We start from the raw sequence: 25,625 nt of genomic DNA, 5'->3' as shown, positions 1-25,625 counted from the left end.
GCACTCAGTGTCGGCAGTGCGGCTTTTCAGTCTTCCGCCCAGATGTAGCGGGTCAGTTCGGTTGGATCGGGCTCGGGCGCATCCAGTGCAAAGGAAACGCAATCGCTCACCTCGGCATCGATCTCTTTTTCAATCGCCTTGAGATCGTCCCCACTGGCTAATCCCTGGCTGGTGAGATGAGCAGCCAGCTGCTTGATCGGATCGCGCTGAGCCCAGAACTGCTTTTCAGCTTCGGCACGCAGCTCGTCTGGATCGGCGAGGGAGTGGCCACGGAAGCGATAGGTGAGGCACTCCAGCAGGGTCGGGCCTTCGCCGGCCCGGGCACGCTCCACGGCGCGTTGAGCGGCAGCCCGAACGGCCAGCACATCCATGCCATCAACTTCCTCACCGGCCATGCCGAAGGAGGCCGCTTTGCGCCAGATCTGAGGATCACTGGTGGCACGGTCATGGTCCATGCCGATGGCCCAGCGGTTGTTCTCCACCACAAACAGGATGGGCAACTTCCAGAGTGCCGCCATGTTCAGGCACTCGAAGAACTGGCCGTTGTTGCAGGTTCCGTCGCCGAAGAAGGCTGCTGTGACCGAATCACTGTCGGTATCGCCGAGGGCATCACGCTTGTAGCGGCTGGTGAACGCGGCACCGAGCGCGACGGGAATGCCCTCGCCGATGAAGGCATAGCCCCCCAGCAGATGATGCTCCTTGGAGAAGAGGTGCATCGAACCGCCACGGCCCTTGCTGCAACCTGTGGCCTTGCCGAACAGCTCGCTCATCACCTCACGGGCAGGAACACCGGCGCTGAGGGCATGCACATGGTCGCGATAGGTGCTGCAGAACCAGTCGTGCTGGGCTTTCATCGCCTTGATCACGCCCGTGCTCACAGCCTCCTGGCCGTTGTAGAGGTGCACGAACCCAAACATCTTGCCCCGGTAATACATCTCGGCGCACTTGTCTTCAAAGCGCCGCCCCAGGGTCATGTCGCGGTAGAGCATCAGACCCTCTTCGCGGCTGATGCTGAGATTGCCTGAGGGGTAAAGGGAGGACAGGCGCTCGGCATGGCTGCCGGCTCCGGAGGGGATGGCACTGCCCATAGCGGTGGTCTCTGCGGCCATCTCCTGCGTCATGACGGTCCCGGATGCTGAAGCGTGTTGCTGACTGTACGGGGTCCGACATCGAAAGGCTGTCCAGATTGCTTCTCCTGCTTACAGTCGGCTCCCAGGAGCGGATGCCTGGTTGGAACTGCCGATCGATCACTTCCGTCTGCTCGGTGTCACCCCCACCACAGACGCCCAGTCTGTGCTCCGTACCCTGCAGCAGAGGCTCGATCGGGCTCCCGACCAGGGTTTCACCCATGAGACGCTGGAAGCAAGGGGTGAGCTGCTGCGCGCCAGTGCCGATCTGCTCACCGATGAAGACAGACGGCGCACTTACGAATCCCATCTCACGTCCCTTGTGGGCGACGACGCCCAGGCCATGGCAGCCTTGGAGGTGTCCAGTTCCCACGAGGTGGGCGGGCTTCTCCTGCTGTTTGAAGCCGGTCAACCTCTGGAGACTTTCGAGCAGGCTGAGCGGTGCCTGCAGCCCCCTCGGGCACCCTCTCTTGGCAGCGGCCGCGAGGCGGATCTCACGCTGCTGGCTGGGCTGAGCAGCCTGGCAGCCGCAACCGAATATCGCCGTCAACGCCGCTATGAAGCCGCTTCCCAGACCTTGACTCGTGGCCTGCAACTGCTGCAACGCATGGGCCAGTGTGCAGCCCTTCGGGACCAGATGGCCACGGAGCGCGATCAGCTCCTGCCGTACCGGATCCTCGACCTGCTCAGCCGTGACCTGGCCGCCGTGGCTCAGCGGAATGAAGGTATGGCTCTGCTGGAGCAGTTGGTGCAGCAGCGCGGTGGTATGGACAGTGAAGCCAGCACGATGCTCAGCCCCCAGGAATTCCTGGCGTTTCTGGCCCAGATCCGTTCCTTCCTCACCCTGCAGGAGCAACTCGATCTGTTCGAGCGCTGGTCACGGGCGGGGTCGGCCCGCGCCGAACTTCTGGCCTGCAAGGCTCTCACTGCCAGCGGCTTCGCCCAGCGCAAACCCGAACGGATCGCCGCGGCCCTGGAGCGGCTGGCCATCCGAGGTGCGCCACCCCAGCAGACCGATCAAGCCTGTCTGCTGCTCTTGCTTGGAGACGTGGATCAGGCGGAGGCGCTGTTCTCCAGCACAGCGCCTCAGAACCCACACCACGCCATTGATGGGGAGGATCCACTCCTGGTTCGGCTCTGCGCCGTGTGCCGCGACTGGCTGGCCCGGGAGGTGCTCACCGGCTACCGCGACCTGGACTCCGAACCTGACCTGGACGCCTATTTCAATGATCGTGACGTGCAGAGCTTCGTGGAACGCCAGGACCGTCGACGTCGCCGGGCCGAAGCCGAGCATCCCAGGCCTGCGACCGAGCCAGTGACGGCCACGACATCTGCGGCATTGTCCCCGCCAGCCACCGCGACCGGCGGAAGTCCGGCCTCGACGCCTGTGAATTCCCCTGGCTCCTCCATGTCCCCAGCCACTCCTGCTGCTTTGTCCGCCGCCGGAAGCCTGTTCACCGGTGCTGCACCCCTTCCTCCACTGGCTGAGTCGATGGCGCCAGGCTGGGACCTCACCCGCGATCCTCACCACCCCTTTCCAGAAGAGCTGTCCCGGGCATCAATGACCCCCCAGTTCGAACAGAACATGGAGGCGGAGGATCCAGACCAGCAGGAAGTGCCGCTCCTGCGCTGGTCCGATCTCCATCCCGCCCAGCTGCGGTCCAACCTGTGGGAGCCAGCGGTCTCCAGGATCTCGACTGAGCTGGCCGCCTTGCCCCGGCCCCTGCTGTGGGGTGGGGCCTTGGCGGTGGGGGGGGGGCTGCTGGCGACTGGCTGGTGGCTCTGGAGTCCCCACGTGGCTGATCAGGGTCGACAGGATTCTCAAGTTGCAGCTCCTCAGAAGACTCCGGCCCCAAGCTCCACTGCAGCGCCGACACAACCCCAGACACAGCCCTCCGCAACCATGCCGACGCCAGCCCAGGCTCTTCCCCTGGAGGCGGCTGAGCCCAGCGAAGCTCAGATGCGTGCCTTGCTCGAGGGGTGGCTGGCTGCAAAAGCGGCGGTACTCGCCGGTGACAAGCCGGCAGTTGCCCTCGAAGCGGTGGCTCGCTCCAACCAGGCCGCTGTCGTTGAGGGCGAAAGGCGACGGGACCAGGCTCGTGATCGGCGCCAGGTGATCGACACCAAGGTGCTGGATCTGCGGATTACCGAGCAGTCGCCCCGGCGGGTCGTGCTGGTGGCTGAGCTGCGCTACTCCGATCAGACCCTGGCTGCCGATGGCGCCGTGATCGAGACCACCCCTCCCTTCACACTGACCAACACCTATGTGTTTGGCCGTGAAGACGGTCCCTGGCAGCTGGTGAGCTTCCACCGAGGGGGCTGATCTTCCCATCCGCGGCAGAGGGGAACGCTCCACCGGGAGATCACCACCGACGCTGAGTTTTTACGATCGCAGGCACTGGAGGCCCCGACTCCGGCCGCGTCTTCCATCAGCCTGCTTCCGTCAGCCCCTTCCGCCAGCCCTTCATGTTCGACGAGCTTTCCCAGCGTTTTGAAGACGCCGTCAAGAGCCTGAGGGGTCAGGACAAAATCACCGAAACCAACGTCGAGGGGGCCCTCCAGCAGGTGCGCCGTGCCCTGCTCGACGCCGACGTGAGCCTGCCGGTGGTGCGCTCCTTCGTGGACGAGGTGCGCAGCCGGGCCGTGGGGTCGGAAGTGGTGCGGGGCATCAGCCCCGATCAGAAGTTCATCCAGCTGGTGCATGAACAGCTGGTGGAGACCATGGGGGGCGAGAACGCTCCCCTGGCGGCAGGCGGCACGGAGGGGGCTCCCACGGTGATCCTGATGGCCGGCCTTCAGGGCGCCGGCAAGACCACCGCCACCGCCAAGCTCGGCCTGCACCTCAAGGACCAGGGCCGCAAGGCGCTGCTCGTGGGAGCGGACGTCTACCGCCCGGCTGCCATCGAACAGCTCAGGACCCTGGGCGGCCAGATCGGCGTGGAGGTGTTCAGCCTGGGCACCGAGGCCAGGCCTGAGGCCATCGCCGCAGCCGGTATCGCCAAAGCGCGGCAGGAGGGCTTCGACACGGTGCTGGTCGACACGGCCGGCCGCCTTCAGATCGACACGTCGATGATGGAGGAGATGGTGCGGATCCGCGAAGCCGTGCAGCCCGATGAGGTGCTGCTGGTGGTGGATTCGATGATCGGTCAGGAGGCGGCCGAACTGACCCGCGCCTTCCACGAGCAGGTGGGCATCACCGGCGCCGTGCTCACCAAGCTCGACGGCGACTCCCGAGGCGGGGCAGCGCTTTCGATCCGCAAGGTGAGTGGTGCCCCGATCAAGTTCATCGGTACCGGCGAGAAGGTGGAGGCGCTGCAGCCCTTCCACCCGGAACGGATGGCCAGCCGCATCCTCGGCATGGGTGATGTGCTCACCCTGGTGGAGAAGGCCACCAAGGAGGTGGAGCTGGCCGACGTGGCGCGGATGCAGCAGAAGCTGCAGGAGGCCACCTTCGACTTCTCCGATTTCGTGCAGCAGATGCGCCTGATCAAGCGCATGGGCTCGCTGGGCGGCCTGATGAAAATGATCCCGGGCATGAACAAGATCGACGACGGCATGCTCAAGCAGGGGGAGCAGCAGCTCAGGAAGATCGAGGCGATGATCGGCTCGATGACCCAGCAGGAACGGGAGCAACCCGATCTGCTGGCCTCCCAACCTTCACGCAGGCGGCGCATCGCCTCCGGCAGCGGTCACAGCCCCGCCGAGGTGGACAAGGTGCTCACCGATTTCCAGAAGATGCGCGGCTTCATGCAACAGATGAGCCGGGGTGGCATGCCGGGCATGGGAGGCATGCCTGGGGGATTCCCTGGCATGGGGGGCTTTCCCGGCATGGGCGGCATGCCAGGCATGGGTGCGCCGGCGGGCCGGGGCGGCGCACCGAAGCCGGCCAAGCCGGCCAAGAAGCGCAAGGGCTTCGGGCAACTCTGAGGGCCTCTTGCGGGGGGTGAAGGTCTGAGAGGTAGATTCGACCTTTGGACACCTAGCGGCACAGCCTCGATGATCAAGCTCCGCCTGAAGCGGTTCGGTAAGAAGCGGGAAGCGAGCTTCCGCCTCGTGGCCACCAACAGCACCTCACGCAGGGATGGCCATCCCCTCGAGGAACTCGGTTTTTACAATCCCCGCACCAAAGAGACGCGCCTCGACACCGAGGCGATCCGCAAGCGCCTCAGCCAGGGTGCCCAGCCCACGGACACCGTGCGCTACCTGCTGGAGAAGGGTGGTCTGATCGAGAAGACGATCCGCTCCGCCGAGGTGGTGGGCAAGGCCAAGCAGGCCACCGCCCGTGAGGCCGCTGCCAAGCAGGCCGCCGCTGAAGCCGCTGCCAAAGCCGCTGAGGCGGCGGCAGCGGCCTCTGAACCCGAACCCGCCGCCGTAGAAGCCTGATCGGCAGCCCCATGGCCGAAGCGGCGGGGCTCCAGACCTTCTCCATCCCGCTCCCCTCCCCCGAGGCAGCCCTTGCCTTGGCTGGGGAAGCCGAGTCGAGCCTGCGGCACCTTGAGTCCCTCACCGGGACGCTTCTGGTGTTGCGCGGGCTCGACCTTGTGTTGCAGGGGCGGGCCTCCCAGCTGGAGCGCACCTCTGCCCTGGTGGAGTTGCTTCGCCCGCTGTGGCAGGAGGGACAGGCGATCACCCGGGTGGACGTGCAGACCGCGCTCAAGGCTCTGGATACGGGCCGGGAGCAGGAACATGCGCGCCTCAGTGATCAGGTGCTGGCCCGCAGCCAGAGCGGCAAACTGCTGCGCCCCCGCACCCTCAAGCAGAAGGCCTACGTGGACGCCATGGAGCGCCACGACCTCACCCTGGCCCTCGGCCCTGCCGGCACCGGCAAGACCTTCCTCGCCACGGTTCTGGCGGTGAGGATGCTGCACGAGCGCAAGGTGGAACGGCTGATCCTGACCCGGCCCGCTGTGGAGGCCGGAGAACGGCTCGGCTTCCTGCCCGGTGATCTGCAGCAGAAAGTGGATCCCTATCTGCGGCCTCTGTACGACGCCCTCCATACCCTGCTCGGCAGCGAGCGCACCGCCACGCTGCTCGAAAAGGGTGTGATCGAGGTGGCACCGCTGGCCTACATGCGAGGCCGCACCCTGGCCGATGCCTTTGTGATCCTCGATGAGGCGCAGAACACCACGGCGGGTCAGATGCGGATGGTGCTCACCCGGCTCGGTGAGAATTCGCGCATGGTGGTAACCGGCGACCCCACCCAGGTGGATCTGCCCCCTGGGGTCACCAGTGGCCTGGCGGAAGCCGCCCAGGTGCTGCAGGGGGTCGAGGGGGTGGCGATCTGCACCCTCACCGCTGCCGATGTGGTGCGGCATCCACTGGTGCAGCGGTTGGTGCAGGCCTATGCCCGCAGGGATGGGGCGCCCTCCGGCTCCAGCAGCCGACGATAGGGAGATCCGCACCAACGCATCAACCGGCCCCCGTCACTGGCTGGCAGGATGAGTCAGTACGCAGAACTGGTGAGCCATGCCGGCCAGCAGCAATTTCCAGGAAGCGATCCGCGAGGCCAATTCCAGCGCCCTCGTTGGGCCCAATGTCGTCAGCAAGGCGCTGCCCTACGTAGGTGGTGGCATGGTGCTCACCGCTGGCGGGGTGCTGGGTGGGCTTTCGATGATGTCGAGCCCGTTGTACATGCCCCTGTTCTGGGTGGCCCTGATCGGGAACTTCATCCTGTTCTTCGTGGCCCAGAATGTGGCCTCCAAGGGCAATAACAGCACTGCCCTGCCGCTGCTGGCCGCCTACAGCCTGATCACGGGCTTCACTCTGAGTGGCATCGTCGGCTACGCCGTTGCCTCTGCAGGTATCGGTGCCGTAGGCACAGCCGCCCTGGCCACTGGCATCACCTTTGTGGTGGCGTCGGTGCTGGGACGCCGCATGAGCGACAGCATCGGTCAGGCCCTTGGAGCCGTGGTGGGTCTGGGTCTGCTCGGCCTGATCATCGCCATGGTGGTTCAGGTTGTGGGCAGCATCTTTGCCCCGGGCATGTTCAGCACCGGTGGTTTTGAACTGATGATCGCCGGTTTCGGCACCGTGCTGTTTGTCGGTGCCGCATTCCTGGATTTCTACACGATGCCCAGGTCCTACACCGACGACCAGTATCTGGCCGGTGCCCTGGGGATGTACCTCACCTACATCAACCTCTTCATCTTCATTCTGCGCCTGATCATCGCCTTGCAGGGTGGTGGCCGTCGCGACTGAATCCCAGCACGATTGATCCCAAGGCCTGAAAAGCAGTCATTGCTGATCTTTCCTCGAATCTCTTCTGCGCCCCTAAAGGGGCGCTTTTTCATGGGACGTGCCCGAACTGGGGGGCACTGATTGATTCAGCAGTGTCAATTGTGTGCCTTTCTGTGAAATAACGTGCTTGCCTGGCTGCTGGCTGGCCAATTAACTGTCTGGCTCGCGATCAGTCCTCGGCCACCGCCTCGATTGCCTCGGCAATGGCCGCGCGCTGCTCGGTGTCGTAGCCCCAGCGATCCAGAAAATCCACATCGGTGCCGGAGCCGTTCCGGGCGGCCGCCAACAGGATCTCCAGACGGGTCTTCACCGCCAGGGGTTCCAGCAGGCGGATGAGCTCGGTGCAGCGTGCCGCCACCCGCCCGGAGGCGGCACGCTGCTGATCATCGCCGGCGCGCCTGTGGTGCAGGGTCATGGCGGTGCTCATCGCCAGGTTGCGGGCGGTGAGATCCACCACTCCATCGCCGGCGGCCCGCAGCTGCAGCACCAGCGGCTCGGGCAGGCGGTCCATCAGAGGGCAATCGCCCGCCAGCGCCACTACGAAAAAGCCACGGGCTCCGTCGCGGCTGGCCACCAGCTCCCCCACCCGATCGGCCAGCACCTCGTCGCTGAGCTCGCCGCTCTCCCACAGCCCCAGCCATTGGGCCGTGATCTCCATCGCCTGCGGGAAGGTGGGCTGGGCAAGGGGGGTGGACGTATCCATGGGGTCGGCACCGTCTGCTGGCAGTGTTGAGGTTATGGAGCCAAGTCACCCCGGCGATCCGTCGTCGCCCCAACCCAGCCCCGAGGGCACCGCAGCAGCAGGTGGGCGTCTGCTGCCGATTCCCCAGCCCCCGGCCGCCGGGGGAAGCAGCTTCGGCCTGGCCCCCGAGGGCTTCCGCTCCGGCTTTGTGGCCCTGATCGGTCGCCCCAACGTGGGCAAATCCACCCTGCTCAACCAGCTGGTGGGGGAGAAGGTGGCGATCACCTCGCCGGTGGCTCAGACCACCCGCAACCGCCTGCGGGCCATCCTCACCACCCCCAGCGCTCAGCTGGTGTTGCTCGACACGCCCGGCATCCACAAGCCCCACCATCTGCTCGGCGAGCGGCTGGTCCAGAGCGCCCGGGGCGCGATCGGGGAGGTGGACCTGGTGCTGCTGCTGGTGGACGGCAGCCAGCCCGCGGGGCGAGGCGACGGCTTCATCGTCGAATTGCTGCGCCACGCCCGGGTGCCGGTGCACGTGGCCCTCAACAAGAGCGATCTGGTGCCGCCCGAGCAGGCCCGGGAGCTGGCGGAGACCTACCGGCAGCTCCTGGCCGGCGACAACACGCTTGGCGCCAGCCCTGGGGACGACGTCGGGCCAACCGCTGCGCCACGGCTGGACTGGCCCCTCCATCCGGTCAGTGCCCTCACGGGAGTCGGCACGGCGGAGCTGGTCGAGGCTCTGGCCGCCGATCTGCCGATCGGCCCCCACCTCTATCCCCCCGATGCCACCAGCGATCAACCGGAGCAACTGCTGCTGGCCGAGCTGATCCGCGAGCAGGTGCTCTGCCACACCCGCGAGGAGGTGCCGCATTCGGTGGCGGTGCAGATCGATCGCATCGTCGATGACGGCCCCCGCACGGCCGTACTGGCCACGGTGCTGGTGGAACGGGCCAGCCAGAAGGGCATCCTGATCGGCAAGGGGGGCAGCATGCTGCGCCAGATCGGCCAGGGGGCTCGGCTGCAGATGCAGAAGGTGTTCGACGGACCAGTCTATCTCGAGCTGTTCGTCAAGGTGGTGCCCAACTGGCGGCGCAGCGCGGCACGGTTGGCGGAACTGGGCTATCGCGGCGACTGAGGCGATCGGGAGGGCGGCTGAGAGGATGGGACGATCGTGCACCGATCCGCCTTGGTCGACGCCAGCCCCGGCGCCAGCGCTGCCGCCTCCACGCCTCCTGTCCCGGCGGCGTCAACGGATGCTCCCTTTCCGCCCAGTGATCTGACGGCTTTCCTGCAGCTCTGTGCGGGCGAATGGATGAGCCTGCGCAGTCTGTTTGGCCTGGGGCAGCTGGAAGAGGGCGCCAATGGTGATGAGTGGCACAGCTCCGAGCGCGGCGAGCTGGTGGTGACCTACCTCAGGGCCGAGCACCCTGCGGAACCCGGTGGGCTGCTGATCGCCCCGAAGGGGCACCCCGAACGCAGCCTGGTCTTCGATCGGCAAGGTGGATTCCGGGCTTCAGCGGCAGCCTCCGGCACCAGCCCAGCGGGACATTGGCAGCTGTGGCCGGACGGGAGCCTGGAGCTGCGGCTGGAGAGCGGCGGCACGGAGGTGCGCGAGCGCATCTGGTTCACCAAGCCCAACCTGCGGCTGCGCAGCACCGTGGAACACCGCTCCGATGGCAGCCCCGGCCGCGCCAGCTTCAGCTCCGAGATCCGGCGGGTCAGCCGTGCGGCCGCGCCTGGCGCCACGGCGGTCTGAAGCCGATGGCCATGCGCCTCGATGTGGTCAGCCTGGCCCCGGAGGCCTTTGCGCCGCTGTTGGGGCTGGGGGTGATCGGGCGAGCCTTCGCGGCCGGCATCGCCGAGCTGCACGTTCACAACCCGAGGGATTTCGCCACCGATAAGTACCGCAAGGTCGATGACATCCCCTACGGAGGCGGGGCTGGCATGGTGCTCAAGCCGGAGCCGGTGTTTGCGGCCGTCGAGGCGATTCCGGTTGTGCCGCGGCGCCGGGTGCTGCTGATGAGCCCCCAGGGCAAGCCGCTGACCCAGGCCGATCTGCGCCGCTGGGCCAGCGACTACGAGCAGCTCCTGTTCCTCTGCGGCCACTACGAAGGCTTCGACGAGCGCATTCGCAGCCTGGCCGATGAAGAGGTGTCGATCGGCGACTTCGTGCTCACCGGCGGCGAACTGCCGGCGGCGACGATCATCAACGGGGTGGTGCGGTTGCTGCCCGGCACCGTGGGCACCGAGGCCTGCCTGGAGGAGGAAAGCCACAGCACCCTCCTGCTGGAGCATCCGCACTACACCAGGCCGGCCGACTTCCGCGGCATGGCCGTGCCGGCCGTGCTGCGCAGCGGCGACCATGGCGCCATCGCCCGCTGGCGGGCTGAGCAACAGCTGCAGCGCACCGCCGCGCGGCGGCCGGATCTGCATGCCCGCTGGCCCGTGCAGGAGGCTCCGGCAGGACAGACTGGCGGCCACCATGGGCGCTCCATGCAGCTGCGGATCGGCAACGGCTACGACATCCATCGCCTCGTGCCAGGACGCCCCCTGATCCTGGGGGGGCAGACCCTGGAGCATCCAGCCGGCCTGGGCCTCGACGGCCACAGCGACGCTGACGTGCTGGTCCATGCCCTGATGGATGCCCTGCTCGGTGCCCTGTCCCTGGGGGACATCGGTCTTTATTTCCCGCCGGACGACCCGCAGTGGAAGGGCGCCGACAGCCTGCAGCTGCTCCAGCAGGTGGTGGCTCTGGTGGCGGAGCGGGGCTGGCGTGTGGGCAACGTCGATGCGGTGGTGGTGGCTGAGCGCCCGAAGCTCAAACCCCACATCACGGCGATGCGTGCCGCGATCGCCACCTGCATGGGCCTGGATCCCGACCAGGTGGGCATCAAGGCCACCACCAACGAACAGCTCGGCCCCACCGGCCGTGAAGAGGGCATCGCCTGCCATGCGGTGGCTCTGCTGCAGCGCCCCAGCGCCGGCTGATGGGCTCTCGCCGACCCCGTGTCTGGCTCCTTAGGGTCCTCAGCACCATTGGGCTCCTCATCGTGCTGCTGGGCTCCCATCCGCAGGTCAGCATTGCCGCCTTCGCCGATCCCGAGGGTGGCTATGACGTGGCGATCGTGGAGCAGCTGCGCGTCAAGGTTCCGGCTGATGGCCAGCAGGCCTGGCTGGAGGCGGAGCGCGGCAGCTGGGAGCCCTGGTTGCGTCAACAGGATGGGTTCCTGGGCCGTGATCTGTTCTGGGATCAGGAGCGGGAGGAGGGTCTGCTGTTGATTCGCTGGGCCAGCCGCGAGCAGTGGAAGGCGATCGCCCCCCAGGAGGTGGAGGCGGTACAGGAGCAGTTCGAGCAACTGGCCCGCTCGGCCACCGGACAGGCCGCGGGTAATCCCTTCCCACTGGTTCAGGAGGGCGAACTGCAGATCCTGCGCCCATGAGCGGGCTCAGCAGCGAGATCTGGGCCCGCCTCGACTTCGAGCGGCGCGGACGCCTCGGCATGGTGGAGGCGATCTGGGGGGAACACAAAAGCGCCGAGCAGATTGTGACCCTGCTGCGCCGATTCCACGACCAGGGCGAGCTGGCCCTGGTGACACGCGTGGCCCCCGACAAAGCCGAGGCCATTCTGGAGAGCTTCGTTGGCCAAGGCCAGGAGACAGACCGGCCGCTGCACCACCCAGAGGCCCGCTGCCTCACCCTGCCGGCACCGCCGCCGCCCGATCCGGAGCTCGGCCGCGTGATCGTTCTCACCGGTGGCAGCAGCGACCTGGGTGTCGCGGCCGAGGCTCACCTTGCCCTGGCCTGCCATGGCGTGCCCGTGGAGCTGGTGCTGGATGTCGGGGTAGCCGGGCTGCACCGTCTGCAGAGCCAGCTGGAACGGCTCCAACAGGCGACCGTGCTGATCGCCTGTGCCGGCATGGAAGGAGCCCTGCCCACGGTGCTGGCCGGGTTGCTGCCGCAGCCGGTGATCGGTGTGCCGGTCTCGGTGGGCTACGGCGTCAGCGCCGGAGGGATGGCAGCCCTGCACGGCATGCTGGCCAGCTGCGCCCCAGGAATGAGCGTCGTCAACATCGACAACGGCTACGGCGCCGCTATGGCGGCGCTGCGCATCCTGCGGATCAGAGGTGCTGCAGATCTGGATAGGCGGTGAGCAGCTCCTCGGTGCTGAGCACGTCGCCAGCACCATCAGGCTGCCAGATCACTTCGAGGGCCAGAAGATCTTCAATGCCCACGGCACCCAGCTTCTGAAAGGTCTGGCGCAGGTCCTCGGCGGTATCGGAGCCCTTCAGCGCCAGCTTGGTGCGGGTTGCCACCAACAGGGTGATGGCGATGAAATCACTGGTGGCGTCGCTGTCGCCAGCTGTCATGCTGCTGTCGCTGAGGCGCTGACCGCCGACATTGCTGGTCACCTCGCGTGACAACTTGCTGCGCTCGGCCATGGAAAGGCGGTTGAACGTGGATTCGGCGCTGGCAAAGGGCACCTGACCCACATCGCTGTGGGCATAGACCCAGAGATCCGGATGGCGCAGCAGGGCCAGGGTGGTCTCCTGCAGGGCCCGTTGCAAGCCAGCATTGGTCCCCGTATCCACACTGGCGGCCAGCCTGCGGAGATCCTGCTGCAGTTGCCGAGCCGTGGCCAGAAGACCGACCTGAACCTGGGCGATCGTGACGGGACCATCCGGGCGGGACGGGTAGGCAACGCCGTTGCCACTGCCGAGGCTCGGGCCATTCCCCATGCCACGGACGGCGTTGAGCAGAACGCCGACCACCGCCATCAGGATCAGGAAACCAAACAGGCCCCCTCCGCCGAAGCCGAAGATCGGAATCAGGAAGGGAAAGCCGATGCCGCCGCCGAAACCTCTGCCGTAACTCCCACCGCGATAACCGCCACCGCCGAGATTGCCGCCGCCATAGCTGCGAGGCACCGAGGGGGCAGAGCGGAAGCTGCCGCCGCCGATGCGGCCGCCTCTAGCGGCCCAGCTGGGATCCGGATGGGCCAGCAACAGCCCCGCCACGAGCAGGGGAATCGCCAGCCAGCTGAACAATCGCCGCAGGGGGCGTTGGCCGGGTCTGTTGCTCCGAAGGGGCTGGTTTGGTCGCGGGGAGAACACCAGGGACGCCGTTTGCGGGTGAAACGAATCTAGGAACCGCCTCCCACGATGGTGACGACCTCCAGCCCATCGGTTTCCACGACCCGGTGCTCCGGCCACTGCCGGCGCGGCAGGATCTCACCATTGAGCTCCACCACCACGAGCTGGGGCCGGTAGCCGAGGGCGACGAGGGCCTGCTCGAGATTGAGGCCGGCCGGGCAGCGTCGCTCCTCGCCATTCACCTGCAGCCGGATGAGCTCCTGGGGCTCCGGCGGCGTGGTCACGAGGGGATCTCCTGGTGCTTCAGGACCCGATGAGTATGGGTGTCGGCTGGCCCGCCCACGTCCAGCTGATCGAGCAGATGCCGGGCGGCGGCAGCCGGATCCTCCGCTTCGATCACGGCCCGCACCACCGCCACCCGACGGGCACCGGCGGCCAGGACGGCGGGCAGATGCTCTGCCGTGAGCCCCCCGATTGCGAAGAAGGGAATCGAACTCTGGGCTGCCGCCTGACGCACGTAGGCCAGCCCGACGGGCTCGCGGCCGGGCTTGGTGGGCGTCGCCATCACCGGACCGACCCCCACGTAGTCGCAGCCGTCAGCGACGGCCTGCTCCAACTGCTCAAGGGCATGGGTGCTGCGCCCGATCAACCGCTCCGGACCCAGCAGCCGCCGAGCCAGGGGGACCGGCAGATCGCCCTGGCCGAGATGGACGCCATCGGCCTCCACCGCCAGGGCCAGATCGATCCGGTCATTCACCAGGAACAAGGCACCGTGCTGACGGCAAAGGTCACACAGAACCTGGGCCTCCTGGAGGCGCCGCTGGTCATCCAGCCCCGGTGTGCCCTCCTTGGCGCGGTACTGCACCAGGCGCACACCACCCCGCAGGGCGGCCTCCACCACACCGGCGAGATCGGGCACCGGTGCGGTGACCAGATAGAGGTTGCAAGCGGCGAGGCGCTGGCGCCGCGAAGCGGCTGCGTCTGGAGTTGGGGCTGTGGCTGAAGCTGGGTCGGCTGTGGGCTCTGAGGCCTGGAGCAGTTCCACTTCCAGGTCGTAGAGGAGATAGCGGATCGCCGCAGCGTCCTGGGCCAGCTCAGGATCGCCGGCGCGAGCGAATTCCTCGATCACCCGCAGGGCCTCCTGCACCCGTGCCGCATTGGCACCGATCACCTGATCCGGGGTGCGGCGCTGCTCCTGGGCGGGATGGCCCAGCCCCGTGGACGGATCGGTCGCGGTGCGGCGGGCCAGCTTGTAGTGATCGGCATGGCGCTGGCCCAGCCGATGGCGCAGGTCCTTGGTGCGGACCACCAGATCCCCGCGTTCCAGGGCAAAACGGCACCAGTCCTCGAGCACCCGCAGGCCTTCGCGCGCCCGGTCGAGGTTGGCGTCGATCAGGCGATGAATTGCCACCTGATCCGGCGCGGGAGAACCCGCCATGGGTGCGACCTGGGTAGGGTGGGGAGAGCCTAGGAACCAGTCGAGATGGAGCAGGGCGGCAGCGACAACCCGATGCTGGTGCTGGTGTCTGGAGTGCTGCTCCTGGGGGGCATCGCCGCCTTCATCGGCTGGGGGCTCACCCACGCCTATCCGGCCGGCTGAGAGCTTCAGCCATCAGCATTCCAGGGGTCTGGGTCGGGCACGATCGCCGCGCAGATCTGACGTGCCTGGTCAGCGTCCCTGCCGATCTGCGCCACCAGTTCCTCCAGACCACTGAATCGGCATTGGCTGCGCAGCAGGCGCAACGGCTCCACCGTCAGAGCGAGGCCGTTGAGGTTGAGCTGGCGATCCAGCAGGTGCACCTCCACGGCGGAAGGGGCCTGGGGATCCACCGTGGGCTGGGGACCCAGGTTCATCACCGCCGCCATCGCCTCCCTGGGGGCCTCTGTCCCGGCTCTGGCAGCTCGCTCCGCCAATGCCCCTGTGTTGCCGTCTGCCTGATCGCTGCCAGGCTGATGCGCCCAGGCCCAGGCGGCATAGACCCCTTCGGCGGGCAGGAACTTGCGCCCGTCCACCTGCAGATTGGCCGTGGGCCAGCCCAGGGTCCGCCCCAGACCGCGGCCGCTGCCCACCTGGCCGCAGAAGCGGTAGGGACGATCCAGCAGACGTCGGGCTTCGTCGAGCTCTCCGGCCGCCAGAGCCCGGCGGATGCGGCTGCTGCTCACGCGCTCGCTGCCATCCCAGAGCATCGGCAGCACCGCCACCGCCACACCATGCCCGGCGGCGATCCGGGCCAGGTCCTGGGCGTCGCCGCGGCGGCCCGCCCCGAAGCGGAAGTTGTCCCCCACCGCGATCCGGCGCGCCTGCAGCTGATCGACCAGCACCTGCTCGACAAAAGCTTCAGGACTGAGGCTTGCCAGAGCGCGATCAAACGGAATCAACACCAGCTGTCTGACCGCCAGGGGCTGGAGCAGGGCGAGCTTCTCGGCGGGCAGGTCCAGCCTCAGGCGGGTGTCGCCATGGAGCACCTCCCGAGGATGGGGCCAGAAGCTCACCACCGTGGGGGTGCAGCCACTGGGGCAGTTCTGGCCTGTGATCGCCGCGATCACCCGTCGGTGGCCCTGATGCAGGCCGTCAAAGCTGCCCAGGGCGATGCTGGAAGGACGAAAGGCGTCCTGGGGGGATCGCAGAGGGATCAATGCGTCAGGCGTCCGGAACGTGGGGGCAGGGCGACAGGGCCGATTCCAGGACAGGGGCTGATCTTCCCATGGCAAGTTTGGGGAGCTTCGGTGCCGCTCCATGGCCGACCCTCTTGATCTCCAGCGCATCTCCGCGGCCCTGCGGCGGGTGGGCTGGGTGCGCTTCTGGACCCAGCTGGTGCTGGGGGTCGTGGTGGTGGGGGTGCTGCTGTTCAACAACATCGGCGGTCAGATCGCGGCCCGCGCCGACAAGGCCCTGGGCCTGGGGCCCGGCCTCTCCCTGACCACGCTGTCGTTCTTTGCATTGCTGTTCAGCCTCTGGCAAGGCTGGTTGATCGTGCGCTGCGGCCGCGCCCTGGCCAGTCCGGTGCGGCCCAGCCGCGGCGAAACCGCCCGTCTGATCAAACGCGGGCTGCTGGCCGATCTGGTCGGACTCACCCTGGCGGCGGTGGGCTATCAGGCCCTGGCGGGCAGTCTGTTCGTGCAGGCCTCGATGCAGGCGGGTTTCGCCTTCGGCGGGGTGATGAGCACCCCGAATGGGCGGATCACGAACTATCCGATCACCTCCCTGGAAATGCTCTCGGTGCTGAGCAACACCCAGGTGCTGTTCGCCCATCTGATCGGCCTGATCTTCACCCTCTGGATGCTGCAGCGCATCTCCCGCACGGCCTGAACGGCAGGTGACCCCGCACGGCGGCACGGTCTCACCAGGAGGGTTCAGTCGAGCTTGCGGCTGGGCCGCAGGCTCTCGCAGGGCGGCAGGGCTATGGCATCACCACGCCAGAACAGCTCGGGTTGCAGGGGCGTCAGTGACGCGCCCCCCTCGGCCACATGGGCCACGTCCGTCGGCCACTCGCCCGGCCCCGCCGCCGTGGCCTCCAGATCGTTGGCCACCTCACCTGCCAGCCAGTAATAGGTGCGGCCGCGGGGATCGATGCGCTTGTCGAACTGATCGGTGTAGCGGCGCACGGCGGTGCGGCACCAGCGCAGCGCTCCGATCCGCTCCGGCGGCAGCGCCGGCACATTGAGGTTGAGCAGGGATCCCTGGGGCCAGCCGTCTGCCAGCATTGCCTCGACCACGTCCAGGGCCAGTTCGGCGGCGGGTTCGAACTGGCGCCACTGGAAATCAGCGCTGCTCACCGCCAGGGCGGGCAGGCCCTCGATCGTGCCCTCCATGGCCGCACTGACGGTGCCCGAGTACAGCACATCGGTGCCGAGGTTCGGGCCGTGGTTGATGCCCGACAGCACCAGATCGGGCCACTGATCCAGCAGGCTGAACAGGGCGAGCTTGACGCAGTCGCTGGGGGTGCCGCTGCAGGCCCAGGCGGTGATCCCCTCGGCGAAGAGTTCATCGGCCCGTTCCGCCCGGATGGGGGTCTGAAGGGTGAGGCCATGGCCGGTGGCGGAGCGCTCCTGGTCCGGGCACACCACCGTGACCTGGTGCCCCCGTTGCGCCGCTGCCGCGGCGAGGGTACGGATGCCGCCGGCGAAGACCCCGTCGTCGTTGCTGATCAGGATCCGGAGCGGTGCCATCGGTGTGCTCTGGCTGCTGTGGCTGCTGGCAACCTAAACAGGGTGCCTCCTTACAGTCGGCCATCCCCATCACCCGTGCCGTGACTGCCGTGAGCGCCCCCGTCAGCCTGCAGGAGCTCGTAGGCCAGCTCGATCGGCTCGAGGCGGAGGCGGCCGACGCCATTGCCTCGGCCGCCAGCGCCGAGGCTCTCGAGGAGCTGCGGGTCGGTCTGCTGGGGAAAAAAGGACGCCTGTCAGGGGTGCTGGGGGCCATGGGCAAGCTGCCCGCTCCGGAGCGTCCGCTGGTGGGTCAGCGCGCCAACCGGCTCAAGGAGCAGGTGCAGGGCCTGATGGCCGAGCGGCTGCAGGCGGTGAAGGGGGCCGCCCTGGCCGAACGGATCGCCCAGGAGACGCTGGATGTCACCGCCCCGTGCAGCTTTGTGCCGCCGGGCCATCGCCATCCCCTGATCGCCACCGTGGAGGAGATCGTCGACCTGTTCGCCGGGCTGGGCTACCGGGTGTCGGAAGGCCCCGAAATCGAGACCGACTATTACAACTTCACCGCCCTGAACATTCCGGAGCACCACCCGGCCCGGGACATGCAGGACACCTTCTATCTGCCCGGCGACCGTCTGCTGCGCACCCACACCTCACCGGTGCAGATCCGTCACCTTGAGAACAACCCACCGCCGGTGCGGATCGTGGCCCCCGGCCGCGTCTATCGCCGCGATGCCGTGGATGCCACCCACTCGCCGGTGTTCCACCAGGTGGAGGTGCTGGCGATCGACGAGGGGCTGGATTTCAGCCACCTGCGCGGCACCGTGACCACCTTCCTGCAGCAGTTCTTCGGCGATCTGCCGGTGCGCTTCCGGGCCAGCTACTTCCCCTTCACCGAGCCCTCCGCCGAGGTGGATGTGCAATGGCGGGGCCGCTGGCTGGAAGTGATGGGGTGTGGCATGGTCGACCCTGCGGTGCTGCAGGGTCTGGGTCTCGACCCGGAGCGTTGGAGCGGTTTCGCCGCCGGCCTGGGGGTCGAGCGCTTCTGCATGGTGCGCCACGGCATCGACGACATCCGCCGACTGTTCACCAGCGACCTCCGCTTCCTTGAGCAGTTCTGAGCCGTTGCCTTGATCCGGTGCTCTGCCCTTTCTGAGGCAACAGTGGCTCGGCCGGCTGAGGGGGCGGCTGCGCCTTGTGAACGGGGCCCGTCAGCGGCCGGACGGCGCCCATAAACTCGGCTTGCCACTTGCCTGCGATCGGTGCCCCGGGTCGGACTGATCGTCAACGACGGCAAGGACCTGGCCATCACCACGGCCAACGCCATCGAAGAGCGCCTCCAGAACGGTGGCTTCGAGGTGGTGCGGGTGAGCAGTTCCGGCGGCATGGTGGGCTTCGCCAACCCCGACCAGCACCTGCGCAGCCTCGGCTATGCGGCCTGCGTTCCGCCCCTCTTCAACGCGGACATGGAGCTGGCCGTGGTGCTCGGGGGCGATGGCACCGTGCTCTCGGCGGCGCGCCAGACCGCGCCGATCGGCGTGCCGATCCTGACGATCAACACGGGACACCTCGGCTTCCTGGCCGAGGCCTACCTCAAGGACCTCGATGCCGTGATCGAGCAGGTGATCGAACGCCGCTGGACGGTGGAGGAGCGCACTCTGCTGGTGGTGAGTGTGATGCGCGGTGAGCAGCGGCGCTGGGAGGTGCTCTGCCTCAACGAGATGGCCCTGCACCGCGAACCACTCACCAGCATGTGCCACTTCGAGATTGCGATCGGCCGCCATGCGCCGGTGGACATCGCCGCCGATGGCGTGATCCTCTCCTCACCCACCGGCTCCACGGCCTATGCGCTCAGCGCCGGTGGCCCCGTGATCACGCCGGACTGCCCGGTGCTGCAGCTGACGCCGATCGCACCCCATTCCCTGGCCTCCCGCGCCCTGGTGTTCAACGATCGGGAGCCGGTGACCGTGTTTCCAGCCACACCGGAGCGCTTGATGATGGTGGTGGACGGCAGCGCCGGCTGCTATGTGTGGCCGGAAGATCGCGTGCTGATCCGTCGCAGCGACCATCCGGTGCGCTTTGTTCGGCTGGCCGACCACGAGTTCTTCCAGGTGTTGCGCAACAAGCTGGGCTGGGGTTTACCCCACGTCGCCAAGCCGGGGTCGGCACCGGAGCAGGGACGATGAGCTCCGCCGTTCTGCTGCTGGGTCCTGAAGCGGTGGCCCTAGCGGAGCGGCTGGCGGCCTCGGGCTATCAGCCCCTCACCGCCCTGGATCACGATTCCAACGTGGACGCGGCCCTGCTCTCCTCCGATCAGGCCCCCCAGATCCAGGAGCTGCGGCGCCGCTGGGGTCCGATCCCGGTGTTGCTGGATATCGCAACGGATTCGGTGGAAGGCCGTTCCCGCTGCCTCACCGCCGGCGCCGACGACTACTGGCTCTCCAGCAGTCCACCCAGTGATCTGCTCACCCGCCTGCGGCTCCATCTGCAGCTGGCCACCCGCAGCACGACGCCCTTGCCGGTGCTGCAGGTGGCCGACCTGCGGGTCAACCCCAGCGGCCGTCAGGTGAAACGCGGCAACCGGTCCGTTGCTCTGACGGCGCGGGAATACCAGCTGCTGCTGCTGCTGCTGCGCCATGCCGGGGAGGTGGTGAGCCGCGAGGAGATCCTGCGGGAGGTCTGGGACGACCAGCAGGCCACGGCCAGCAACGTGATTGAGGTGTACGTGCGCTATCTGCGCCAGAAACTGGAAGAGGGTGGCGAGCGGCGCCTGATCCACACCGTGCGGGGCCGTGGCTACTGTCTCGCCGAGCGCCTGCCGACGCTGGAGGGCCGTGGATGAGCATCCACCGAGAACACTCCCTGCGTGGACTTCGCCTGATCGGAATGACGGTGTTGGTGCTGGCCGCTGGGTGTGCCCGGGCTGGCACTGATCCCCCAGCCACCACCCGCCCCCCTGCAACGGATTCCGCCCCCAAGGCTGCGCCGCAGTTTCTGCCGATCGAGGCTCGCTGGTGCCTGGAGGCCGATCGCTGCATCGACCTGGAGGTGGCTGATGCTCCCCGCGAGCAGGCCCTCGGCCTGCAGCTGCGTCCCCCCTTGCCGCCCCTGCGGGGCATGTGGTTCCCCTACGACCCCCCGGCCCTGGCCCGCTTCTGGATGCACCGCACGCCCGAACCGCTGGACATGCTCTTCGTGCGTGATGGCCAGGTGATCGCGATCGAGACCAACACGCAACCCTGCCCCCATCTTCCCTGCCGGAGCTACGGCCCCGACCAGGCGGTGGACGGGGTGATCGAGCTGGCGGCGGGCCAGGCGGAAGCCCAGGCCATTGTGATCGGGACCCGCGTCCAGCTGGAGCCCCTTCCCTCTGGACCTTCCTTGTCTCCCTAGTCGCCCTCCGTGGCAGCAATCAGGTGTCACCGGCTGCCCCAGTCCGTTTTCAGCCGGGATCGCTACTGTTCCGCTTCCGTCCCGGCTGTCCCCCGGGCCACCTGATCGCATGGAAGCCTTCCGGCTTCTGGAACTTCTGATTCTCCTGGCCGTGCTGGCCGGACTGGTTGGCTTGCTGCTGCGGCGCAACCTCTTCCTCAAGGTTCTCGCCATGGATGTGATGGGCAGTGCCGTTGTGGCGCTGTTTGTGCTGTTGGCAGCCCGCTCGGGCCTGCGCAGCCCCATCCTCGGACGAACGCCGGATGGGGCCATCCAGGCGCTGGGGGTGTCGGCCTGGGCCGATCCGATCCCGCAGGCGGTGATCCTCACGGCCATCGTGATCGGCCTGTCGATCCAGGCCCTGCTGCTGGTGGTGATCTCGCGTCTCTCCCTGCGCGATCCCTGCCTCGATCTGGCCAGCTTCGACATCAAGGAGACGCAGTGATCGCTGCCCTCTCCCCTGAAACGATCCTGACCGCATGGCTGCTGCTGCCGTTCCTGGCGGCTTTCCTGGCCGCCCTGCTGCCGGCACTGGCTCGCTGGCTGGCCCTGGGCTGTGTGCTGGCCACTGCTGCCATCGCCGCGGCGATTGGGCTTCAGGCCATGCCGGCCACGCTCCTGCTTCTTGGCCCTGAAGGGGTCGCGCTGGCGCCCGATGCCCTGGCTGTTCCCTTCCTGTTGCTCAATGCCCTGGTCTGCGGCGCGGTGCTGCTGGATGGCTGGCAACGGCCGAGCACAGGGCCGTTTCTGCTGCTGATGATGGTGCTGCAGGGCGGCCTCAATTCAGCGTTCGTCAGCGTTGATCTGATCAGCCTGTATGTCTGCCTGGAGGTGGTGGGGGTCAGTGCCTTCCTGCTCGTGCTCACGAGCCGATCGGATCGTTGCCTCTGGGTGGGGCTTCGCTATCTGCTGATCGGCAACACGGTGATGACCCTGTATCTGATCGGTGCCGCGGTGATCTATCTCCAGCAGGGCAGCTTCCGCTTCGAAGCGGTGGCCCTCACCAGCGGTGGTGGTGCCCTGGCCCTGCTGCTGGTGGGCCTGTTCACCAAATCCGGTCTGTTCCTCTCGGGCCTGTGGCTACCGCGCACCCATGCCGAGTCGCCGGCTGAGGTGTCTGCCCTGCTCTCCGGCGTAGTCGTCGCCGGCGGACTTTGCCCCCTGGTGCGTCTGATGGATGTCGTGCCATCGCTTTCGGCCGTGATGGTCCCGGTCGGCCTGGCCAGTGCGGCCCTCGGCATCCTGTTCGCGCTGGTGGAGACCGATGCGAAGCGCCTGCTGGCCTGGAGCACCCTCTCCCAGGTGGGCTTTGTGGTTCTGGTGCCGGCCGCAGCTGGTCTGTATGCCCTGGCCCATGGGTTGGCCAAGGCCACTCTCTTCCTGTTGGCACGGCGTTTCCCCAGCCGCCAGCTGCTGGGTTGGGTCAGTCGGCCCCTGCCGGCTGCAGTCGCCTGGCCCCTGTGGATCGCGTCCCTCTCGATCGTGGGGGCGCCGCCCTTGCTCGGATACCTCGCCAAGCAACAGCTGGACGAGGCGATTGCCGGGCCAACGGCCCTGGTCACCACGGTGCTGATGGTGGGCACAGCAGCGGTCTATGTCCGCCTCTGGGGCACCCCCTTGTCAGCGGCTCTTCCCCATGATCCAGCCGCACCGGACGCCGCGCTGGAGCAAGCCCGATCGGGGGCCTCCTGGTCTGCCGGGGTCGTTCTGTTGCTGGCGGCCTTGCTGCTGTTGACTGTGCTTCTGCCCATCGCCGGGTGGGGTGGGTCGGCCTCCTTGGTTGGTTCGACAGCCTCGATGGCTGATCTGTCCAGCTCGATCCTCAAGGGTGCCGCCAAGACCGCCCTGGTTCTGCTGGCGGCCCTGATCGTCCACCGCACCCTGGAGCCGCTGCGCCGACTGGGCCAGCTGAGGCTGCCAGACCTGGAACGTTTCCAGGATCTTGTCGGCAGCGTCGGGATTGTCGGGGCCTCCCTGATGGTGGCGCTGCAGCCATGAGAAGACTCCTCCCCCTGTTCTTGAGCACCGGCTTCCGGCTGCTGCTCTGGTGCCTGCTCACGGCCGATCTCGGTCGTCTCAATCTGCTGATCGGTGTGGCCGTGGCCCTGGCTCTGCCGAGAGCCCGATCGCGGCCGCTGCCCCTGCGAGAGTTGGTGCGCGCCCTCTGGCTCAGTCTGGCGGCCGTCCCCCAGGCCTACGGCGAGGCCCTGAGGCTGATGGTGGCCGTCGATCTGGAGGAGCGTCTGATCCAGGAACCGGTGACGAATCGAAGCATTCCGCTGCTGATTTTCCTGGACGTGTTCCGCATCACCCTCACGCCGTTCACGATCGCCCTGGGGTTGGAGCCCGATGGCCAGCATTACCGCGTCCATGCCTTGCTTCCCCGGCGGCAGACGCTCAGGCCATCAGCCGAGGAGACGCCATGACCGTGCTGCTCTGGGGCATGGTGCTGGCCCTGCTGATTCCGATTGCCGTTGCCTGCCGCCAGCAGGACGTCTGGCACCGGCTGGCCGCCTTCGCGAGCATCGCCTCGAAGGTGGCCCTGATCATCCTCGTTGTCTCGGTGGTGAGGAGCGACTGGATGCTCGGCCTGGTGGGGGTGATCGTGCTGAGCGCCGGCAATGCGGGCATGCTGCTGCTCGCCAATCTGCTGCGGGAGGAGCGGTGATGGGCCTGGCTGCCATCAGCGAAACCGCCAGCCTGCTGCTGCTCGGCACCGGCCTGGTGTTCTGGTTCTGGGGAACCTGGCCCCTGCTGGAGACCTCCAGCTATGCCCGTAAGCTGCATGCCCTTTCGGTGGCCGACACCCTCGGCTCGGCCCTGATGCTTCTGGGTCTGCTGCTGCGCATTCCGCGGCAGTGGCCGCTGCTCACCCTGGGGCTGCTGGCACTGATGCTGTGGAACACGATTTTCGGCTATGTGCTGGCGACCTGTTCCCAATCGCGCAGAAGGCCCACGGGCTTCTCCCGCAACCCGCAGGGGGAGCCGCGATGAACCAGGTCTTCACCCTGGCCAGCGATCTCGATCTGTTGCTGCCGATCACGGCCCTGCTGCCACTCACCGCCATCCTGCTGGTGAGCCAGTCCAACCCCTACCAGACCCTCGTGTTGCGCGGAATCCTGGGATCGGTGGCCACCCTGCTCTATGCCTTGCTCGGCGCTCCCGATGTCGCCCTGACTGAGGCACTGGTGGGCACCTTGCTCTCGACAACGCTCTACGCCGTGGCCCTGCGTTCCTCGATGGCGCTGCTGCTGTCCGTGCCCGAGGGCGAGCCCCTGCAGGAGGAGCGGATCCAGCTGTTGCGCACCTGGCTGGAGCCTCTGCACCTTCGTCTTCGCCTGCTCTCCAGGTCTGAGGCCAGCGCCAGCGGACCCATGCCCTGCCACGGCCGCATCGAGCAGGGGCAACGGCTGGTACTCGGCAACCCCCAGCTGGCGGCGAAGTTGCGGGCTCTCGAGGGCTTCCAGCGCTGGCAGGACGACGGCGGTGAGCTGGTGCTGGAGCCGCGGCCATGACCTGGCTCTACCTGCTGGCGGCGATCGCGCTCTGCCTGGCGCCCCTGAGCTCGCCCCTGCCCGTGGCCGAGCCGCTGACTTCCCTGCTGGCTGGCATCACCTCCCAGACCGGCGTTCCCAACCTTGTGTCGGGCGTGATTCTCCACACCCGGCTCTACGACACGGTCGCCGAAGTGGTGGTGTTCACCCTGGCCTCGCTCGGCGTTCGCTTTGTTCTTGCCGGCGAAGTCGCCGCAGCACGGGTCCGCTCCCTCGACGACCCCCCATCGGTGACGCTCTGCCGCCTGGGAGCGACGATCTCAGCCCTGATCGGGGTGGAACTCGCCCTGCGGGGCCATCTTTCCCCAGGAGGAGGCTTCGCCGCCGGGGTCGCCGGTGGCACCGCGATCGGATTGCTGCTGATCAGTGGATCCGCCGCCGCCTTCGACCGTCTTTACAAGCGCTACCGGGCCGATCTCTGGGAAAAGGCCGCCGTGATCGCCTTCGTGCTGTTGGCGTTCCTCGCCCTGGATGGCCTGGCGCCGCCGCAGGGGGCTTTCGGCAGCCTCGCCAGCGGTGGCTGGATTCCCCTGCTCAATATTCTGGTCGCCCTCAAGGTGACGCTGGGCTCCTGGGCGATGGTGCAGCTCTTCGTTCGTTACCGCGGTTTGCTCTGAAGGGCGGGCTTGACTCCGGTCAGCACCAGCACTGGATTGAGCGGCGCCAGGCGGGTGCCCTCGGCCAGGGGAGCGCCGCGCCAGGCCTGATGCTGGCTGACGCTGAGGCAGAAACCGGCCTGCTCCAGCCGGGGCCGCAGGTCCGCCAGGGCTTCCAGGGTCGCCAGGGGAAGCACCACTCTGCCGCCGGGCCGCAGGCGCCCCATCACAGCCTCGAGGATCGGACCGCGATCTCGGCCGCCGCCGCCGATCAGCACCCGATCGGGATCGGGCAGCTGTTCCAGCACCGCCGGCGCTCGGCCTTCGAGGATGGCGGCCGGTCGGACGCCTAGCCGTGCCGCGTTGGCTTCGATCAAGGCGCTGGATCCACTGCGGCTCTCCACGGCCCAGAGCTGCAGAGCCGGCCGCAGCCGCAGCGCCTCCAGTCCGATCGTGCCCACCCCCGCCCCCAGGTCCCAGAGCACACCGCTGGTCGGCAACTCCAGATCGGCCAGCAGCTGGATGCGCACCTCCCGTTTGGTCATCAGACCCGGCCGGTCGTCGTGCTGCAGCCAGAGCCCATCGGCCAGCCCGAACAGGGGCAACGCCAGCGGATCCGGCGGCGGCGGCGCCTCCGCGAGCAGCACCACCAGGTGCAGCGGATCGAGATCCTCCGGCAGGGCCGCGGCAGGCGCCAGCCGCTGCACCCGCTCGGCTGGATGCCCGAGCCGCTCGCAGACCCACAGGCCGTAGGCCGC

General features: G+C 67.6%; 29 protein-coding genes and 1 pseudogene. 22 read left to right on the top strand and 8 right to left on the bottom strand.

Going from position 1 to position 25,625, the window contains the following annotated elements; all coding sequences use genetic code 11:
* Nucleotides 1-26 precede the first annotated feature (26 nt).
* The gene (gene pdhA / locus VB716_RS04740) at nucleotides 27-1,121 is read right to left on the bottom strand and encodes a pyruvate dehydrogenase (acetyl-transferring) E1 component subunit alpha (protein WP_323269877.1); all 1,095 of its coding nucleotides are present in this window, start codon (nucleotides 1,119-1,121) and stop codon (nucleotides 27-29) included.
* A 109-nt stretch (nucleotides 1,122-1,230) separates the two neighbouring features.
* On the opposite strand from pdhA, the gene VB716_RS04735 reads away from it, so the two are divergent.
* From VB716_RS04735 to VB716_RS04715, 5 genes are all read left to right on the top strand, one after another.
* Nucleotides 1,231-3,450, top strand: a complete 2,220-nt coding sequence (locus tag VB716_RS04735; protein ID WP_323269875.1) for an IMS domain-containing protein — start codon at nucleotides 1,231-1,233, stop codon at nucleotides 3,448-3,450.
* A 143-nt stretch (nucleotides 3,451-3,593) separates the two neighbouring features.
* Nucleotides 3,594-5,054 (top strand): signal recognition particle protein, encoded by a 1,461-nt coding sequence (gene ffh / locus VB716_RS04730; RefSeq protein WP_323269873.1) that lies wholly within the window; start codon nucleotides 3,594-3,596, stop codon nucleotides 5,052-5,054.
* Between the two features lie 69 nt (nucleotides 5,055-5,123).
* The gene (gene rpsP, locus VB716_RS04725; protein WP_323269871.1) at nucleotides 5,124-5,510 is read left to right on the top strand and encodes a 30S ribosomal protein S16; all 387 of its coding nucleotides are present in this window, start codon (nucleotides 5,124-5,126) and stop codon (nucleotides 5,508-5,510) included.
* A gap of 11 nt (nucleotides 5,511-5,521) precedes the next feature.
* Nucleotides 5,522-6,517 (top strand): PhoH family protein, encoded by a 996-nt coding sequence (locus tag VB716_RS04720; RefSeq protein ID WP_323269869.1) that lies wholly within the window; start codon nucleotides 5,522-5,524, stop codon nucleotides 6,515-6,517.
* Between the two features lie 76 nt (nucleotides 6,518-6,593).
* Nucleotides 6,594-7,325 carry a Bax inhibitor-1 family protein gene (locus VB716_RS04715; RefSeq protein WP_197153837.1) on the top strand — a complete coding sequence of 244 codons (732 nt, stop codon included), beginning with the start codon at nucleotides 6,594-6,596 and terminating at the stop codon, nucleotides 7,323-7,325.
* 208 nt (nucleotides 7,326-7,533) lie between these two features.
* On the opposite strand, the gene VB716_RS04710 is transcribed toward VB716_RS04715, so the two are convergent.
* Complete coding sequence (locus VB716_RS04710; protein WP_197153838.1) at nucleotides 7,534-8,067, bottom strand: hypothetical protein; 534 nt, start codon at nucleotides 8,065-8,067, stop codon at nucleotides 7,534-7,536.
* A 34-nt stretch (nucleotides 8,068-8,101) separates the two neighbouring features.
* Between VB716_RS04710 and era the strand changes: the two genes are divergently transcribed.
* Genes era through larB form a run of 5 tightly spaced genes read left to right on the top strand, consistent with a single transcriptional unit; the run spans nucleotide 8,102 to nucleotide 12,199 of the window.
* On the top strand, nucleotides 8,102-9,184 hold the full coding sequence (gene era / locus VB716_RS04705; protein ID WP_197153839.1) for a GTPase Era: 1,083 nt from the start codon (nucleotides 8,102-8,104) through the stop codon (nucleotides 9,182-9,184).
* 51 nt (nucleotides 9,185-9,235) lie between these two features.
* Entirely contained in the window at nucleotides 9,236-9,805 is a 570-nt protein-coding gene (locus VB716_RS04700; RefSeq protein ID WP_231597741.1) for a phycobiliprotein lyase, read from the top strand.
* 11 nt (nucleotides 9,806-9,816) lie between these two features.
* A complete protein-coding gene (gene trmD, locus VB716_RS04695; RefSeq protein ID WP_416238084.1) occupies nucleotides 9,817-11,037 on the top strand; it encodes a tRNA (guanosine(37)-N1)-methyltransferase TrmD in 1,221 nt (406 codons plus the stop codon).
* Nucleotides 11,037-11,489, top strand: coding sequence for a TIGR03792 family protein (locus VB716_RS04690; protein WP_197153841.1), 453 nt, complete (start codon nucleotides 11,037-11,039; stop codon nucleotides 11,487-11,489). The genes trmD and VB716_RS04690 overlap by 1 nt, the downstream gene beginning before the upstream one ends.
* Nucleotides 11,486-12,199, top strand: a complete 714-nt coding sequence (larB, locus tag VB716_RS04685) for a nickel pincer cofactor biosynthesis protein LarB (protein ID WP_322757507.1) — start codon at nucleotides 11,486-11,488, stop codon at nucleotides 12,197-12,199. Before VB716_RS04690 ends, larB begins: the two co-directional genes overlap by 4 nt.
* Here the strand turns inward: larB and VB716_RS04680 are convergent.
* The 4 genes and pseudogenes from VB716_RS04680 to VB716_RS04665 form a co-directional block, all read right to left on the bottom strand.
* Nucleotides 12,168-13,103 (bottom strand): DUF1517 domain-containing protein, encoded by a 936-nt coding sequence (locus VB716_RS04680; protein ID WP_197159119.1) that lies wholly within the window; start codon nucleotides 13,101-13,103, stop codon nucleotides 12,168-12,170. The genes larB and VB716_RS04680 overlap by 32 nt on opposite strands.
* An 86-nt stretch (nucleotides 13,104-13,189) precedes the next feature.
* Nucleotides 13,190-13,423: a sulfur carrier protein ThiS gene (gene thiS, locus VB716_RS04675; protein WP_197153843.1), complete on the bottom strand. Its 234-nt coding sequence runs from the start codon at nucleotides 13,421-13,423 to the stop codon at nucleotides 13,190-13,192.
* Nucleotides 13,420-14,577 carry a thiamine phosphate synthase gene (locus VB716_RS04670; RefSeq protein WP_322757506.1) on the bottom strand — a complete coding sequence of 386 codons (1,158 nt, stop codon included), beginning with the start codon at nucleotides 14,575-14,577 and terminating at the stop codon, nucleotides 13,420-13,422. Before VB716_RS04670 ends, thiS begins: the two co-directional genes overlap by 4 nt.
* A gap of 206 nt (nucleotides 14,578-14,783) precedes the next feature.
* Nucleotides 14,784-15,776: pseudogene (locus VB716_RS04665) on the bottom strand (bifunctional riboflavin kinase/FAD synthetase); the annotation flags it as partial.
* A gap of 100 nt (nucleotides 15,777-15,876) precedes the next feature.
* Between VB716_RS04665 and VB716_RS04660 the strand changes: the two are divergent.
* Entirely contained in the window at nucleotides 15,877-16,449 is a 573-nt protein-coding gene (locus tag VB716_RS04660) for a DUF3611 family protein (RefSeq protein WP_197153846.1), read from the top strand.
* A 44-nt stretch (nucleotides 16,450-16,493) separates the two neighbouring features.
* Here the strand turns inward: VB716_RS04660 and surE are convergent, their stop codons facing one another.
* A complete protein-coding gene (gene surE / locus VB716_RS04655) occupies nucleotides 16,494-17,309 on the bottom strand; it encodes a 5'/3'-nucleotidase SurE (RefSeq protein WP_322757505.1) in 816 nt (271 codons plus the stop codon).
* A gap of 89 nt (nucleotides 17,310-17,398) precedes the next feature.
* On the opposite strand from surE, the gene pheS reads away from it, so the two are divergent.
* The 11 genes from pheS to VB716_RS04600 all read left to right on the top strand — a co-directional run bounded on the left by pheS (nucleotide 17,399) and on the right by VB716_RS04600 (nucleotide 24,888).
* Nucleotides 17,399-18,406, top strand: coding sequence for a phenylalanine--tRNA ligase subunit alpha (gene pheS, locus VB716_RS04650; protein ID WP_197153848.1), 1,008 nt, complete (start codon nucleotides 17,399-17,401; stop codon nucleotides 18,404-18,406).
* A 141-nt stretch (nucleotides 18,407-18,547) separates the two neighbouring features.
* Nucleotides 18,548-19,471: an NAD(+) kinase gene (locus tag VB716_RS04645; protein WP_197169654.1), complete on the top strand. Its 924-nt coding sequence runs from the start codon at nucleotides 18,548-18,550 to the stop codon at nucleotides 19,469-19,471.
* On the top strand, nucleotides 19,468-20,127 hold the full coding sequence (locus VB716_RS04640; protein ID WP_322757504.1) for a response regulator transcription factor: 660 nt from the start codon (nucleotides 19,468-19,470) through the stop codon (nucleotides 20,125-20,127). The genes VB716_RS04645 and VB716_RS04640 overlap by 4 nt, the downstream gene beginning before the upstream one ends.
* A 44-nt stretch (nucleotides 20,128-20,171) precedes the next feature.
* A complete protein-coding gene (locus VB716_RS04635) occupies nucleotides 20,172-20,678 on the top strand; it encodes a DUF192 domain-containing protein (protein WP_197169656.1) in 507 nt (168 codons plus the stop codon).
* A 109-nt stretch (nucleotides 20,679-20,787) separates the two neighbouring features.
* On the top strand, nucleotides 20,788-21,162 hold the full coding sequence (locus VB716_RS04630) for a cation:proton antiporter subunit C (protein ID WP_197169657.1): 375 nt from the start codon (nucleotides 20,788-20,790) through the stop codon (nucleotides 21,160-21,162).
* Nucleotides 21,159-22,715, top strand: coding sequence for a proton-conducting transporter membrane subunit (locus tag VB716_RS04625; protein ID WP_322757503.1), 1,557 nt, complete (start codon nucleotides 21,159-21,161; stop codon nucleotides 22,713-22,715). Before VB716_RS04630 ends, VB716_RS04625 begins: the two co-directional genes overlap by 4 nt.
* A 20-nt stretch (nucleotides 22,716-22,735) precedes the next feature.
* Complete coding sequence (locus tag VB716_RS04620; RefSeq protein ID WP_231597746.1) at nucleotides 22,736-23,143, top strand: Na+/H+ antiporter subunit E; 408 nt, start codon at nucleotides 22,736-22,738, stop codon at nucleotides 23,141-23,143.
* On the top strand, nucleotides 23,140-23,385 hold the full coding sequence (locus VB716_RS04615) for a hypothetical protein (RefSeq protein ID WP_197153853.1): 246 nt from the start codon (nucleotides 23,140-23,142) through the stop codon (nucleotides 23,383-23,385). Before VB716_RS04620 ends, VB716_RS04615 begins: the two co-directional genes overlap by 4 nt.
* Nucleotides 23,385-23,711, top strand: coding sequence for a monovalent cation/H(+) antiporter subunit G (locus VB716_RS04610; RefSeq protein ID WP_197153854.1), 327 nt, complete (start codon nucleotides 23,385-23,387; stop codon nucleotides 23,709-23,711). Before VB716_RS04615 ends, VB716_RS04610 begins: the two co-directional genes overlap by 1 nt.
* The gene (locus VB716_RS04605) at nucleotides 23,708-24,232 is read left to right on the top strand and encodes a hydrogenase subunit MbhD domain-containing protein (RefSeq protein WP_197169658.1); all 525 of its coding nucleotides are present in this window, start codon (nucleotides 23,708-23,710) and stop codon (nucleotides 24,230-24,232) included. Before VB716_RS04610 ends, VB716_RS04605 begins: the two co-directional genes overlap by 4 nt.
* On the top strand, nucleotides 24,229-24,888 hold the full coding sequence (locus VB716_RS04600) for a Na(+)/H(+) antiporter subunit B (RefSeq protein WP_197169659.1): 660 nt from the start codon (nucleotides 24,229-24,231) through the stop codon (nucleotides 24,886-24,888). The genes VB716_RS04605 and VB716_RS04600 overlap by 4 nt, the downstream gene beginning before the upstream one ends.
* Here the strand turns inward: VB716_RS04600 and cbiT are convergent.
* Nucleotides 24,870-25,625, bottom strand: a 756-nt coding sequence (cbiT, locus tag VB716_RS04595) for a precorrin-6Y C5,15-methyltransferase (decarboxylating) subunit CbiT (protein ID WP_323269866.1), incomplete at its 5' end; no start/stop codon positions are given. The two genes, VB716_RS04600 and cbiT, sit on opposite strands and share 19 nt — an antisense overlap.

It is taken from the genome of Synechococcus sp. CCY9201 (genome assembly GCF_034931105.1).
Lineage (GTDB): Bacteria > Cyanobacteriota > Cyanobacteriia > PCC-6307 > Cyanobiaceae > CBW1002.
Note: the sequence above shows the minus strand (reverse complement) of the source record. Positions and strands in the feature narration are given on the sequence as shown.

Excerpts from the sequence above, each read along its gene's own strand:
- trmD (WP_416238084.1), top strand. The coding sequence starts at position 9,817 with ATGCGCCTCGATGTGGTCAGCCTGGCCCCGGAGGCCTTTGCGCCGCTG.
- surE (WP_322757505.1), bottom strand. The coding sequence starts at position 17,309 with ATGGCACCGCTCCGGATCCTGATCAGCAACGACGACGGGGTCTTCGCC.
- VB716_RS04670 (WP_322757506.1), bottom strand. The coding sequence starts at position 14,577 with ATGGCGGGTTCTCCCGCGCCGGATCAGGTGGCAATTCATCGCCTGATC.
- VB716_RS04690 (WP_197153841.1), top strand. The coding sequence starts at position 11,037 with ATGGGCTCTCGCCGACCCCGTGTCTGGCTCCTTAGGGTCCTCAGCACC.
- VB716_RS04660 (WP_197153846.1), top strand. The coding sequence starts at position 15,877 with ATGGCCGACCCTCTTGATCTCCAGCGCATCTCCGCGGCCCTGCGGCGG.
- VB716_RS04710 (WP_197153838.1), bottom strand. The coding sequence starts at position 8,067 with ATGGATACGTCCACCCCCCTTGCCCAGCCCACCTTCCCGCAGGCGATG.
- VB716_RS04720 (WP_323269869.1), top strand. The coding sequence starts at position 5,522 with ATGGCCGAAGCGGCGGGGCTCCAGACCTTCTCCATCCCGCTCCCCTCC.
- VB716_RS04640 (WP_322757504.1), top strand. The coding sequence starts at position 19,468 with ATGAGCTCCGCCGTTCTGCTGCTGGGTCCTGAAGCGGTGGCCCTAGCG.
- VB716_RS04605 (WP_197169658.1), top strand. The coding sequence starts at position 23,708 with ATGAACCAGGTCTTCACCCTGGCCAGCGATCTCGATCTGTTGCTGCCG.
- era (WP_197153839.1), top strand. The coding sequence starts at position 8,102 with ATGGAGCCAAGTCACCCCGGCGATCCGTCGTCGCCCCAACCCAGCCCC.
- VB716_RS04630 (WP_197169657.1), top strand. The coding sequence starts at position 20,788 with ATGGAAGCCTTCCGGCTTCTGGAACTTCTGATTCTCCTGGCCGTGCTG.
- VB716_RS04715 (WP_197153837.1), top strand. The coding sequence starts at position 6,594 with ATGCCGGCCAGCAGCAATTTCCAGGAAGCGATCCGCGAGGCCAATTCC.
- ffh (WP_323269873.1), top strand. The coding sequence starts at position 3,594 with ATGTTCGACGAGCTTTCCCAGCGTTTTGAAGACGCCGTCAAGAGCCTG.
- larB (WP_322757507.1), top strand. The coding sequence starts at position 11,486 with ATGAGCGGGCTCAGCAGCGAGATCTGGGCCCGCCTCGACTTCGAGCGG.
- rpsP (WP_323269871.1), top strand. The coding sequence starts at position 5,124 with ATGATCAAGCTCCGCCTGAAGCGGTTCGGTAAGAAGCGGGAAGCGAGC.
- VB716_RS04610 (WP_197153854.1), top strand. The coding sequence starts at position 23,385 with ATGGGCCTGGCTGCCATCAGCGAAACCGCCAGCCTGCTGCTGCTCGGC.
- VB716_RS04635 (WP_197169656.1), top strand. The coding sequence starts at position 20,172 with ATGACGGTGTTGGTGCTGGCCGCTGGGTGTGCCCGGGCTGGCACTGAT.
- VB716_RS04600 (WP_197169659.1), top strand. The coding sequence starts at position 24,229 with ATGACCTGGCTCTACCTGCTGGCGGCGATCGCGCTCTGCCTGGCGCCC.
- pdhA (WP_323269877.1), bottom strand. The coding sequence starts at position 1,121 with ATGACGCAGGAGATGGCCGCAGAGACCACCGCTATGGGCAGTGCCATC.
- VB716_RS04615 (WP_197153853.1), top strand. The coding sequence starts at position 23,140 with ATGACCGTGCTGCTCTGGGGCATGGTGCTGGCCCTGCTGATTCCGATT.